This window comes from Rhizobium sp. NFACC06-2 (assembly GCF_900101425.1).
Taxonomy (GTDB): Bacteria; Pseudomonadota; Alphaproteobacteria; order Rhizobiales; family Rhizobiaceae; genus Agrobacterium; species Agrobacterium leguminum.
The window spans coordinates 44,180-57,416 of record NZ_FMVA01000006.1 but is presented as its reverse complement, the minus strand read 5'-3'; the positions used below and the strand labels follow the sequence as shown (position 1 = coordinate 57,416).

Sequence of the window (13,237 nt, the reverse complement as noted above, 5' to 3'; positions counted from 1 at the left end):
GTCAAGCTGTTTGTTTTACATAAATCGCACAAATCGACGCAGAAAAGCAAAAATCGGATTGTGAAAATAATTTCATAAAGATCGACGGGAGGCGATCCATTATGACGGATGGACCATTTGCGGCGAACGCGTCGCAGCCAACATATACCGTCGCAAACGGCGAAACGGTGACCGCCTGGATCGTCTCCGATCTGGTCGAGACGTCGTTTCCCGGCACCGCAGCCCCCGCCGAAGACCGCGTGAACTATCGCTTCATCAACGGTTTCGTGGATGTGGGCGACCTGCCCTGCCGCAAGGCCTTCCAGCAGACCATGATCGGCCGCGATATCGCACCCGATACCAGCTGGCCGGTATCGCACCTCAACCTGCCGGGCTCCAACCGCCGTGTAGAATTCACCGGTTTCTGGCATGTTCCTACCCATGTGCAGCGCTGGCTGAAGGGCACCTTCCGTAGCGATGCGGCAAGACAGGCGCATTTTCGGCTGCGCACCTGCGGCGGCGTCCGCATCTGGGTGGGCAGCGTCGAACAGGTCCGTTTCGAACCTTTCATCCGCAATGTCGAAAGCAGCCGTGACATCACGCTCGATCTCGCAGCCGGCGATAACGAGGTGCTGCTGCTCTGCGAGGATCTGGCGGAACGCGACATCATCTGGTTCTTCGAGCTTGAGGTCGTCGACGCCACACCGCTGACCGTCGTGCTGCCCGTGCCGCTCGACCGGGAAGAGACGAAGCGTCTCGCCGCACTGGTGCGCGATGTTCGCCCGGCGCGGGACGTGTTTTCCGGCACAGCCCTCGAACTGGTCTTCGGGGCGGCACCCGCAAACGACCTGCCCGTGCACATCGCCGTCAAAAGCCATGGGCATGAGCGCGCTTCGCTTGCGGAAGTCGACACCGTGCTGAAGGCCGGGCAATCCTCGCTGACGATCCCTGAAACGACAGGGATTTCGGACGGATATCACGGTGTCAAAATCACCATGGGTTCGGGAGCGGGAACGGTAACCCGCGTCATCGACGCGGCCTTCATGCACGATATCGCGCCGGAAGCATCCGATGCCGATATCAACGAGCGAAAAAAAGCCGCCCTCTCCTTCAGCGCCCGTTTCGGTGCCTGGCGCATCGGCCGCGCGCTGGCGATGGTCGCGACCGGCAGCGATGACATCGAGACGATCGGCGGCATCGTCGATGCGACGCTGCATTCCATCGATCGGCGGGAAGACTGCTCCGATTTCGTCATGATCCCGCTTCTGTGGCTGGTGCGCGCCTATGGGGACCGCCTGCCGGCCGAGATGCGGGCGCGGATCGACGCCTCGATCCTCGGCTATCGTTACTGGGTGGACGAGCCTGGCAATGACGTCATGTGGTTCTGGAGCGAGAACCATGTTCTCTGCTTCCACACCAGCCAGTTATTAGCCGGCGAATATCTGCCGGATGCCGTCTTCACCGCCTCCGGCCGCACCGGCAGAGAACAGGCGGCGCTGGCGGCTGACCGGCTGGAGCGCTGGTGCGACAGCGTCGAGGCGCATGGCCTCGCCGAATGGAACTCCGCTGCCTATTATCCGGTGGATTTCATCGGCCTCCTCGCCATCGAACATTGGGCGGGACCGGAGCTTGCCGCCCGCGCGCGTCACCAGATCGATCTCATCTTCGAAATGATCGCGTTGCACACGCTCGGCGGCGTTCCCTCCGGTTCGCAAGGGCGGGCTTATGACAAGGAGCTACGGGCCGGGCCGCTGACGGAACTGGCGCCCTTTGCGCAGGTCGCCTTCGGTCAGGGCTGGCTGAACAATGGCGTTGCCTCTCTGCCGATGTTCTGCTGCGGCGATTACCTGCCACCGGCGCATCTCGCCGCCCTTTCACAGCTGGAGGCCGGCCGCATGGTCGAGGCGCGGTATGCGCAGGGTCTGGAGCCCGGCAAGCTCGTGCTCTTCAAGAACGAGGCCGCCCAGCTTTCCACCGTTGTCGATCACAAGACCGGCCGCAAGGGCCATCAGCAGCACGTCATGGACATCAAGCTTGCCGGCCACCCGATGGCGCGGCTCTGGGTCAATCATCCGGGCGAAGACGATCCGTGGGGCACCCAGCGCCCCTCCTATTGGGCAGGAAGCGGCATCCTGCCGCGCGTGGCGCAACATCGCGATCTGACGATGTTGATCTTCGATACGCACGATCACCGCAACGACTGGACCCATGCCTATCTCGGCCGCGACGGGCTGGACGAGGTGCTGGTGGAGGGCAACTGGCTCATCACCCGCTCGGGCCGTGGCTTTGCCGCGCTTTATGCGACCAACGGGCTTCAGCCAATCGCTGCCGGCGCTACCGCCAGTCGCGAGATCAGATCGCCCGGCCGCCGCGCCGGCTGGGTCGGCATCATCGGCTGCGGGGATGTCGCGGAGTTTGCCCATTTTCGGGAAAAAATCCTCGCCACGCAGATCAGCTTCGATGCCGAAAGCCGCCTGCTCTCGGTCACGCCACCCGGCGGGCCAGAACTTACTCTCAACTGGGACGGCGCCTTCACCATCGGCGGACAGGCCATGGCCTTCGACCATGACCACCCGCAACCAAAAATCACCTTCGACAGCGTCGACCCAGCTTCGGGCAGCGCTGCAAAACCCTTCTACTCCTAAGCGGAATTGACAGATGAACCAGCCAAGCATGGAAAAAGACACTCTCAGGACGACGATCGACAATGTCGCCGCCGCCTTCAGCCGCCTCAAGGGCATTCAGGAAGGTCTGGTCAGCGGCAGTTCCGATGGCAAGATCCAGTTCGATGAGTGGGACTGGGAAGTGGGTGTGGGCCTTTACGGCTTCCTGCGCCGGGCGCTCGCCGCCAACGACCAGAAGGCATTGGATGACCTCGTGACGTGGTATGGCTGGCAGATCGACCGTGGCCTGCCGCCCCGCCAGATCAACAGTTCCGCCCCGATGCTGCCACTTGTCATCCTCACCGAACATGTCGACCGGCCGGATTTCCGGGCGCTGGTGGAAGACTGGGCCGACTGGCTGGTGCATCAATTGCCGAAAACCGAAGATGGCGGCTTCCAGCATGTCGTCAAGGAGCGGCTGAATGAGGGCGAACTCTGGGACGACACGCTGTTCATGGCATGTCTGTTCCTCGCCCGCGCCGGCGTTGTCTGCAAACGTCAGGACTGGATCGACGAGGCGGTCTACCAGTTCATGATCCATACCCGTTATCTCTCGGACCCCGTCACCGGGCTCTGGTATCACGGCTGGACCTTCAACGGACGCCATAATTTCGCTGACGCCTTCTGGGCGCGCGGCAATTCCTGGATCACCGTCGCCATTCCCGAACTCTTCGAACTGGTGCCGACGCTTGGCGAAAAGGACAGGCGTTTCCTCGCCAATGTACTCGCAAGCCAGGTGCGGTCGCTGCGCCAATATCAGCGCGAGGACGGCATGTTCCACACGCTGCTCGATGACCCGACCTCGCCGGTGGAAACATCGGCAACGGCCGGCATCGCCTATGGCATTCTGCGCGGCATCGAGGCCGGCATTCTCGGCGAAGAAAATCGCCCGCATGCGGAGCGCGCGCTGAAGGCGGTGCTTGGCAATATCGACGACGAAGGCGTCGTCCACGGCGTTTCCGACGGCACGCCGATGGGCCACGATCTCGACTTCTACCGCCGCATTCCCAATCTGCCCACGCCCTACGGGCAGGCGCTGACGATGCTGCTTTTGATCGACGTTTTTCTGAAAAGGCCAAAGGCATCGTGAGCATCATGAACATCAGTCAGGACATCACAGTCGCGGCGGGTGGCCTCGATGCCACGGCAGCCATCCAGCAGGCTATCGACACCGTGTCAGCCGCAGGCGGCGGGCGGGTGTCTCTGTCGGCCGGGCGTCACGTCAGCGCCGGCCTCCATCTCAAAAGTGGCGTGGAACTGCACCTTGCCGAAGATGCGGTTTTTGCCCCAGTTTCCGATTACGACGCCTATGCCCTGACCCGGGTTTCGGTGATTGCCGAAGATTCCGATCGCGGCATGATCATCGCCAGGGGCGCGCATGACATCGCCGTCACCGGCCCCGGCCGTATCGAGGCCGGCGGTGAAAACTTCATCGTTGGCGACGACAAGGCCATGGGCACCTATGTCCCGGCGAAAAAACGTCCGCGCGTGATAGTGCTGGAAAGCTGCCGCAACGTGCGCCTTGAAAACCTCTCCGTCAGTGGTTCGCCGATGTGGACGCTGCACATGGTCGATTGCGAAGACCTTCATTTCCGCAATCTGCGCATCGAAAACGACCGCCGCCTGCCGAATACAGACGGGATTGTGCTCGATGCCTGCCGGCGCGCCCTGATCGAGGATTGCTTCATCTCGACCGCCGATGACGGCATTTGCCTGAAGACCAGTGCCGGGCCGGATGGCAAGGCCGTTGGAGCCTGCGCCGATATCACCGTTCGCCGCTGCACCGTTTCCAGCATGAGCTGCGCGCTGAAGCTCGGCACGGAATCCTTCGGCGATTTCACCAATGTCGTGTTCGAGGATTGCAAAATCGTCCAGTCCAATCGCGGCGTCGGCCTGTTTTCCCGTGATGGCGGCGCGATGCGCAACATCCGCTTTTCAAGGATCGAGACCGAATGCCACGAAACGCCGGGCGGCTTCTGGGGTTCGGGCGAAGCGGTCACCGTCACCGTCGTCGACCGCCGCCCGGAGCGTCAGGCCGGCAGCGTCGACAATCTGGTCGTGGAAGACTTGAGCGGCTCCATGGAAGGCGCGATCAACCTCGTCGCCATATCGAAGGCCGGCATTCATAATGTCCGGTTAGAGCGCATCACGCTGTCGCAGCAACCCGGCAAGCTCGGCACCGGCCTGCAATACGATCTGCGCCCCACAAATGCGGATATTGCGCCAAGCCGCCATGCTGCCGGCCGCGCCAACGCCTGGACGCAGGATGCTGAGGGCAGGATCGTCGGAATGGAGGATTATCCCGGCGGAATGCCGGCGGTCTATCTTGCCGGCGTGGAAGGATTTGCGGCGCGCGATGTCGCCATCAAAAGAACGACGCCCTTGCCCAAGGGCTGGAACAGCCAAGAGATCGTCGCGACGACGAGCTTGCCCGAAGGGAGCAGGTGATGGGAAGTCTGAAACTCGAAAACCTCAACAAGGCGTTCGGCGCCGTTCATGTGCTGCATGACATCGATCTTCAGATCGAGAACGGCGAATTCGTCGTTTTCGTCGGCCCCTCGGGCTGCGGAAAGTCGACGCTGCTGCGCATCATCGCCGGTCTCGAGGACGTCACCTCCGGCACAATCGGCATTGGCGGGCGCGATGTCAGCGCGCTGTCGCCGGCCGAGCGCAAGATTGCCATGGTTTTCCAGTCCTATGCGCTTTATCCGCATATGAGCGTGCGCAAGAACCTCGCCTTCGGCCTGGAAAACCTGCGTTTCAAGCGGGCGGAAATCGAAAGCCGCATCAACGAGGCGGCGCGGATGCTCGCCATCGAGCCCTATCTAGACCGCAAGCCGAAACAGCTTTCCGGCGGCCAGCGCCAGCGCGTCGCCATCGGCCGCGCCATCGTGCGCGAGCCGGATATCTTCCTGTTCGATGAGCCGCTTTCCAACCTCGATGCGGCGCTGCGCGTGCAGACGCGTGCCGAAATCACCCGCCTGCATCGCGATATCAAGACGACGATGATCTATGTCACCCACGATCAGGTGGAAGCCATGACCATGGCCGACAAGATCGTGGTGCTGCGAGCCGGGCGCATCGAGCAGGTGGGCAGCCCGCTCGAGCTTTTCGACAATCCGCGCAATCTCTTCGTCGCCGGTTTCCTTGGTTCGCCGCGCATGAACATGCTGAAGGGCACGATCACCAAGGGCAGCGACGGCAGCATCGCCATCGACGCCGGCTATGGCGTGTCCCTGCCCTGCCTTGTCGATCCGGCAGCCGTCAGCTCCGGGCAGGCGGTTCTCGCGGGCATCCGCCCCTCGCATTTCACCATCTCCGACAATGCCGGCTTGCCCTTCGAGGTGCAGTATCACGAAAGCCTCGGCACCGAGACCTATCTCTACGGCAATCTCGAGGGCGAGAAAGAGCAGATCATCGTGCATCAGGCGGGCCATTTCGCCCCGGCTTCCGGCTCGGTGCTGAAGATCATGCCGGCACGGGAAAAGGTGCATGTCTTCGATCCCGCCACCGAACTGGCGTTGCCGCGCCTCGATAGCGAAGGGAGAGGTTAGCATGGCCAATCCGACGCTTGCGAGACTGTCCGACCGTGCGCTCGATGCCGTGATGGCGATTGCCGAAGTGCCGCTCAACTTCATCGAGCGGCTGATCGGCAAAAGGCGCATGCCTTATATTTTCCTGATGCCAAACCTCGTTCTCTTCGGCATCTTCACCTTCCTGCCGATTGCCATTGCCGTCGGTTACGCCTTCACCGGCGGCACCGAACTTCTCATTACCGACCGCCCCTTCGTCGGGCTGGAAAACTTCGGCAAGCTGCTGGACTGCCAGAGCTACATGGACCCCGGAAGCTGCCGGGAATCGCTGTTCTGGACCGCGATCTGGAACACGCTGTGGTTCGTCGGCTTCAACGTCGTCGCCACGCTGCTGGTCGCGCTCATCACCGCCCTCATCCTCAACCGGGCGATTGCCGCGCGCGGTTTCTTCCGCGCCATGTTCTTTTATCCGGTCCTGCTGTCGCCCGTCGTCATCGGTCTCATCTGGAAATGGTTCCTCGATCGCAACGGCCTGCTCAACGCCTTTTTCCAGATGCTCGGCGTGCCGCCGGAAATCTTCCTGCTGGATGTCGGCTGGTCGCGTTTCTTCGTCGTGGTGGTCTCGGTCTGGTTCCACATGGGCTTTTATACGCTGATCCTGCTTGCCGGCCTTCAGGCCATCCCGAAGGACCTTTATGAAGCCGCCGCCATCGACGCCGCATCGCCCCGGCGCACGCTTTTCCGCATCACCCTGCCCCTTCTCGGCCCCAACCTGCTCGTCGTGCTCATCCTGTTGATGATCCGCTCGGTGCAGATCTTTGACGAGGCATGGGTTCTGACCAATGGCGGCGGGCCGGGCACGGCCAATACATTCGTGGTGCAATATATCTACCAGATGGCCTTCGGCAGCGATCTGAGGCTGTTCGGCCTTGCGTCCGCCGCATCGGTTCTGATGGGCCTTGTGCTTCTCGCGCTGACGCTCGTGCAACTGCGCCTCGGCAAAAAGATGGAGTCCTGACCATGTCCAACGCCGTCTCCTTCCTCACGCGCACCCGCCGCCCTGGCCGGATCGGCCTCACCGATATCCTGTCATGGGTCTGGCTCATCGGCGGCACGCTCGCCGTCCTCATCCCGGTCGTCTGGGCCGCCATGTCATCGCTGAAACCGGAGGCCGAAATCACCCGGTTTCCGCCGAGCCTTCTGCCACGCGCCGCCGTGCAGGTGGACGTGCAGGGTTACGACAAACCGCTCAGCCTGTGGAAAGCCCCCATCGACGGCATGGAGCGGGAAATGGCCATGGTTCGCCGCATCGGCCTGAAAGCCCAGATGGTCGATCCCGCCAATCCCGGCCCGCCGGTCAGCGTCGATACGCGCGAAATCACGCCCGTCCAGAAACTGACTATCGCGACGGAGAACTTCACCGATCCGCTGACCCGCTTCAGCTTCCTGACCTTCCTCAAGAACTCGGTCTTCGTCACCTTCGTTGCAACCGTCCTGACGCTGATCGTCAATGCCATGGCTGCCTTTGCGCTGTCGAAGTACCGCTTCCGCGGCGAGAAGGCGATCTTCGTGCTGATCATCTCCACCCTGATGATCCCTCTCACCGTCGTCATGGTGCCGGCCTATCTCGTCATCGTCGGCGTCGGCCTCGTCGACAATCTCTGGGGCGTCATTATCCCCACGGTTGCGACGCCAACCGGCGTTTTCCTGCTGCGGCAATATATGCTGACCATCCCGGACGAGCTGATCGAGGCGGCCCGCGTCGATGCGGCAAGCGAATTCCGCATCTTCTGGCGCATCATCCTGCCGCTGACGGCGCCGGCGCTTGCGGTTCTCGCCATCTTCTCGGTGCTCTGGCGCTGGAACGACTTCCTCTGGCCGCTGATCGTTCTCAGCAGCCGTGAAAATTTCACGCTGCAGGTGGGGCTGAACGCCTTCCAGGGCGAGTTCTCGGTGCAATGGCACTATATCCTCGCCATGACCTTCCTCAGCCTCGCACCTGTTACCGTCGTGTTCCTGTTCCTGCAGCGTTACATCACGACAGGCATTGCCGGCACGGGGATGAAATAAAACGACAAATCATTTGGGGGGCGGCGCGATGCTGCCCCTCAGCACAAGGCGACAACCGAGTTCCAGCCGGTGCGCCGGGCGGGTGGGATCGGCCGCCACAAGCCGCTGCTCCAGCAGCGCGAGCGCCGCGCCGCCCAGCCTGTCGGCGGGCAACTGGATGGTGCTGAGCGGCGGCGCACTGAAGGCCGCCGGCATGATATCGTCAAACCCCAATACCGAAACATCGTCGGGCACCCGGATTCCGGCTTCCGTCAGGGCCTTCAGGCACCCGAGCGCCAGATTATCGGCGGCGCAGAAAATCGCCGTGGCGTTTCTGAGCGGTTTTTCCTCGGCCAGCAGGCGGCGCGTGGCGGCCTCGCCCCATTCCGGCTCGTAGCTCTCCACCTCGATGACCATATCGGCGGGAACAGCGAGACCCGCCGCGAGATACGCGTCGCTATAACCGTCATATCGGCGACGGATCGTCGTGCGCCCTTTCCAGGTGATGTGCAGAATATTGCGATGCCCGAGAGACAGCAGATGTTCGATACCGAGCCGCGCGCCAAAACGGTTCTCGGCGGTCACCGTATCGACGATCATGGCCGGGTCCTCGCCATTGATCAGCACCACCGGCCGCGAAAGCGCAGACAGCGCCTCGACCAGTTGCGGCCTGTCATCGTTCAGGATCACGATACCGTCGACATTGTCGGCATCCGCCGCCGCCGCCACCGCAACCGGATCGAGCCGGCTCGTTGTGCTGACATAGGGAACGATGCGAATGCCGCGCCGCTCGCATTCGCGCCGGAAGCCGTTCAGCATCGTCCAGCTGACCATGTTGAGATCGCTCTGCGGTGCGGCATCATTGGTCATGGCCAGAAGCACGACACGCAAAGTGGCGATGGTCGCCTTCTGTCGCCGGTTTTCGAGATAACCGAGTGCGCGTGCCGCCTCCAGCACCCGCTCGCGCACCTGCGTGGTCAAGGGTGCGGTGCCATTGATGGCGTGCGAAGCCGTGCTCAGCGAAACATTCGCCTCTCGCGCCACGTCCTTAAGCGTCGTTTTCCTGTCTATTTTCATAAAGGGGAAATTCAACCACTCTACTTCGGACGGTGCGGGCAGAAAGCCTGCCTCACGCAGTCGATCTGAAGAATACCCGTGCCTGTTTGCTGCTCTCTCGTCGCTCGAAGACTACAGCATCATCCGTAAATGCGGAATTGATTTCTCTGGGTTTTTTCGAGAGCTCCATACGCTGAACGGCGCAGGTTTCGAAATCATCTTTCTTTCATCGCTTCGGATGCAATTTCTGTCAGCGGCGAGAACAAATACTCCAAAATTCGTCGTTGTCCGGTTTTGATTTCAACAGTAACGCTCATACCGGGCGTAACCGGAACAAGCCGACCACTGACTTGCATCATGCTATCCTGAAGGGCGAGAGTGACAGGGAAAACAAGATTTTGCACCCTCTGAGCGTTACCAGTAGGAACAGCGGACTGGGTAGTTTGCGCTATCGTTGACTCGAGATTTTGGGCATCAGGCTCTGGAATTGCATCCGAGGAGATACGCTTCACCTCTCCTTTCAAAACGCCAAAACGGGTATACGGGTAAGCTTCGATCTTGATGATAGCGAGCTGCCGCGCCTCTACGAAACCTATATCCTTGTTTGGAAGATATGCTTCAATCTCCAGAACCGAATCGAGTGGGACGATACGCATTAACTCGGCATTCGCTGTCACAACCTGTCCCACGGACGTGATGGATGAAAGTTGAACGACACCGTCAATCGGAGACCGAATTTGAAGCCGCTCTCTTCGGCTTTTTATTTTGATTAACTCCTGTTCCAATTCATCCTTGGCACGCTGCGCCTCCAGCCAACGGTTTGAATTGTCGGCGGATGCGGTTTCAATGACTTTTTCGGCTTCTGCTATAACCACATTCACTTCCGCTTTTGAGCCACTTAGTTGCGCCAGCTTCTCGGCCAATGCCGACTTCGCCTCCTGATACTCCTGCGTAGCATCGAAGAGTTCGACCTGAGAGCCTACGCGAGATTGAAGCAGTTGCGACCGCATATTGACCCGTTGCTCAAGGGTTCCGACGAGTTCACGTTGAAACGCAATTGCCTCTGTCAGCCCAGCGATCTCATCTTCCTTCTGCCGGCGTTGGGCAACCAGACTACGGATATTGGCCCATACACCCCGAAGATCGGCCTCCAATACGGCTTGCTCACGAAGACGGATCAGATCCGGAATATTGACGGGAACAGCGAGGACTGGATATGCCGACAACGCCGGCTCTTGCCATAGGCTTGTTTTCACCCTCGCTAACACTTCACCAAAAGAAGTACGCCGCAGAATTTCGGCTCGAAGAGTATAAAGGCTGCTCGATTTCGCGGCCTCCTCCGCCCTCATTTCAGTATCATCGAGTTCGGTAACAATATCGCCCGCCTTGACAATATCCCCATTGCCAACGACGACTGAGCTGGTTTTTCCATGCTCAAGGGATTCTATGATTTTTACGCGCCCGACTGGTTGAATCTTGCCCTGCGCCGTCGCTACGATATCAAATTTGCCAAACCATCCCCAAGCCAGCAGGGACGTTGCTAGAACGCAGATGAACCATAAAAATGCTATCCTTACGGGCGACTGCGGCGTCTCCAATATTTCTAAAGCCGCCGGGAGAAACTCCATATCCCGGCGGTGGACCGCTTTGTTCTTTTTACCGCGTAGCTTGGCGCGATGAGTGAATCGGGTCTTGAGCTTCACGCAAAAACACTTCCGCTCTGAAGATTCCAGAGATGGGCATAGGTACCAGTGGGGCGAGCAAGCAACTCCTCGTGTGTCCCTTGCTCGGTGATGGCGCCTTCCTTCATCCCGATGATGCGATTACAATAACGAACAGTGGCCAGCCGGTGAGCTATGATGATGACCGTGCGACCCCGAACGATATCGCGCATGTTATGAAGAATAATACGCTCGCTTTCATAATCCAGCGCACTCGTGGCCTCATCGAGAATGAGTAGAGGCGGATTGGTTGCCAGAGCGCGCGCCAGGGCTATCCTTTGCCGCTGGCCGCCCGAAAGATTAGCGCCACGCTCTTCGATCATCGTATCGTAGCCGCGAGACAGCTTCGTAACGAACTCGTCTGCGCCGGACATTCGCGCCATTCGGATTACGGTGTCGCGGGACATTGCCGGATTGCTGAAAGCAATATTCTCATGCACCGTGCGATTGAACAGCATGTTTTCCTGCAACACCACGCCAATATGACTTCGCAGCCATGCGGGGTCGGCTTGAGAGATGTCCTGCCCATCCAGAAATACCTGACCGCTGTCGGGTAGGTAGAACCGCTGAATAAGCTTTGTAAGGGTGGATTTTCCAGAACCTGAGGCTCCGACGATTCCCACGACTTCGCCGGGTCGAATAGAAACATTTATATCGTTCAAGACATTTGGCGTATCTGGCCGATAGCGGAAATTGACCCGTCTGAACTCCAATGCACCCCGAGGCGGCGGCAGGTTGATAGGATTTTTGGGTCTAGGTTCCGCGGGGGCGTTTAAAATGTCCGCAAGCCTCGAAACCGATATCTGTACCTGCTGAAAATCCTGCCACAATTGAGAAAGACGCAGGATCGGCTGCGATACCTGGCTGGCGATCATATTAAACGCGACGAGCGCTCCCACACTCAATTCACCATTGATAACGGATTGCGCCCCAAACAGCAGCAGGGCCGCGCTTGTGACCCTGTTGATATATTGAATGGCGTTTTGCCCCTTTGCAGCAAGCATGGTCGCGCTGAAAGAAGAACGCACATATGCCGCCAGTCTTTCTTCCCATTGGGCGGAAACAACCGGCTCTACCGCCGAAGCCTTCAGCGTTTGGATACCGACGACAGTTTCTACCAGCAATTGCTGGCTATAGGCGCCTCGATCGAATTTCTCATCGATGCGCTCTTTAAGAAATGGCCGGATCAGAATTCCGATCCCTATGTAAAAGGGTATTGAGGCAACCACGATCCATGCCAAGGTGCTCGAATAACAAAACAGAACGAATATGAAGACACCCGTAAAGAGCAAATCGAGACCCGAGAACAGCCCCTGCCCCGTCAGAAAATCCCGTATGGTCTCCAACTCCCGAATGCGGGCAACCGTTTGGCCGGCAGCTCGCGTTTCGAAGTAGCTCAAGGGCAGGTTCATCATATGACGAAAAAGCCTCTGGCCAAGCTCGACATCGATACGATTGGTGGTGTGGGACAGGGCATAGGTTCTGAGATACTGCAGGATAACGTCAAACAGTCCGAGAGCGACGAGTCCGATAACCAGAACGATGAGGGTCGAATAGCTCCTATGGGCCAGGACCTTGTCTACCACGACCTGAAAAAACAACGGCGTTACAAGTGCGAAAATCTGCACAAAAAGAGAGGCGACCAAAACGTGGCCAAGTGCTTTGCGGTACCGGAACAGGGATGGAAGAAACCATCTGAAACCGAAGGTATCTTTGGAAACGCCCGGTCCCGCGAACCGCCGTTGCACCAGTATGAAAGCCCCGTTCCCCGCCTCCAGCAATGTTGCAATATCCATCTGGCGAACCGCCATACTTTCGGGATCGGCGATATTGTGCATGCCGTTGCTTGCGATTCCGAGATACAAGCCATAGCTGCCATCGATAAAGCAGGCGATTGCCGGGACTGGCAGAGACGCAATGCGTTTTTCCGATTTGGCCTGTATCAGCCTCGCCTTCAAACCGATATTTTTTGCCGCTCTCAAAATGTCCCGGGAATGTGACCTGCCGGGAATGGCGAGTTCATGTGTGAGCCTATTGGGGTCTGCGGCTATACGGTAATGTGAGGCGATCGCGCACAGCGCGACAAGACCGCCATCATGTTCAATTTCGGAAGCCTGTGTGTCGGCAGCTTTTCGTTCGTTACTAAAATCGACGATACCCTGCATGGCTGTATTCTGTTTCATCGGATTTTCTGGGTGATGACACTGCCACGTGATGTGGCCGATGCCTGAGCTGC

The 13,237-nt window shown here is 59.3% G+C and carries 9 protein-coding genes; 6 read left to right on the top strand and 3 right to left on the bottom strand.

Going from position 1 to position 13,237, the window contains the following annotated elements:
* The first annotated feature begins 101 nt into the window (after positions 1-101).
* The 6 genes from F3H58_RS12450 to F3H58_RS12425 are packed head-to-tail and all read left to right on the top strand — an operon-like array spanning position 102 to position 8,245.
* The gene (locus F3H58_RS12450) at positions 102-2,624 is read left to right on the top strand and encodes a hypothetical protein (RefSeq protein WP_149742402.1); all 2,523 of its coding nucleotides are present in this window, start codon (positions 102-104) and stop codon (positions 2,622-2,624) included.
* 13 nt (positions 2,625-2,637) lie between these two features.
* Positions 2,638-3,732 carry a beta-galactosidase BglB gene (gene bglB / locus F3H58_RS12445; protein WP_065655324.1) on the top strand — a complete coding sequence of 365 codons (1,095 nt, stop codon included), beginning with the start codon at positions 2,638-2,640 and terminating at the stop codon, positions 3,730-3,732.
* Positions 3,733-3,737: 5 nt separating this feature from the next.
* A complete protein-coding gene (gene pglB, locus F3H58_RS12440; RefSeq protein ID WP_188128899.1) occupies positions 3,738-5,090 on the top strand; it encodes a polygalacturonase PglB in 1,353 nt (450 codons plus the stop codon).
* The gene (locus tag F3H58_RS12435) at positions 5,090-6,196 is read left to right on the top strand and encodes an ABC transporter ATP-binding protein (protein ID WP_149742400.1); all 1,107 of its coding nucleotides are present in this window, start codon (positions 5,090-5,092) and stop codon (positions 6,194-6,196) included. The genes pglB and F3H58_RS12435 overlap by 1 nt, the downstream gene beginning before the upstream one ends.
* A 1-nt stretch (position 6,197) precedes the next feature.
* The gene (locus F3H58_RS12430) at positions 6,198-7,193 is read left to right on the top strand and encodes a carbohydrate ABC transporter permease (RefSeq protein WP_020808843.1); all 996 of its coding nucleotides are present in this window, start codon (positions 6,198-6,200) and stop codon (positions 7,191-7,193) included.
* 2 nt (positions 7,194-7,195) lie between these two features.
* A complete protein-coding gene (locus F3H58_RS12425; protein WP_020808844.1) occupies positions 7,196-8,245 on the top strand; it encodes a carbohydrate ABC transporter permease in 1,050 nt (349 codons plus the stop codon).
* A gap of 9 nt (positions 8,246-8,254) precedes the next feature.
* On the opposite strand, the gene F3H58_RS12420 is transcribed toward F3H58_RS12425, so the two are convergent.
* From F3H58_RS12420 to F3H58_RS12410, 3 genes are all read right to left on the bottom strand, one after another.
* Complete coding sequence (locus F3H58_RS12420; protein WP_188128898.1) at positions 8,255-9,301, bottom strand: LacI family DNA-binding transcriptional regulator; 1,047 nt, start codon at positions 9,299-9,301, stop codon at positions 8,255-8,257.
* A gap of 194 nt (positions 9,302-9,495) precedes the next feature.
* Entirely contained in the window at positions 9,496-10,983 is a 1,488-nt protein-coding gene (locus F3H58_RS12415) for an HlyD family type I secretion periplasmic adaptor subunit (RefSeq protein WP_286169458.1), read from the bottom strand.
* The gene (locus F3H58_RS12410) at positions 10,980-13,184 is read right to left on the bottom strand and encodes a type I secretion system permease/ATPase (RefSeq protein ID WP_149742398.1); all 2,205 of its coding nucleotides are present in this window, start codon (positions 13,182-13,184) and stop codon (positions 10,980-10,982) included. Before F3H58_RS12410 ends, F3H58_RS12415 begins: the two co-directional genes overlap by 4 nt.
* Positions 13,185-13,237: the final 53 nt, after the last annotated feature.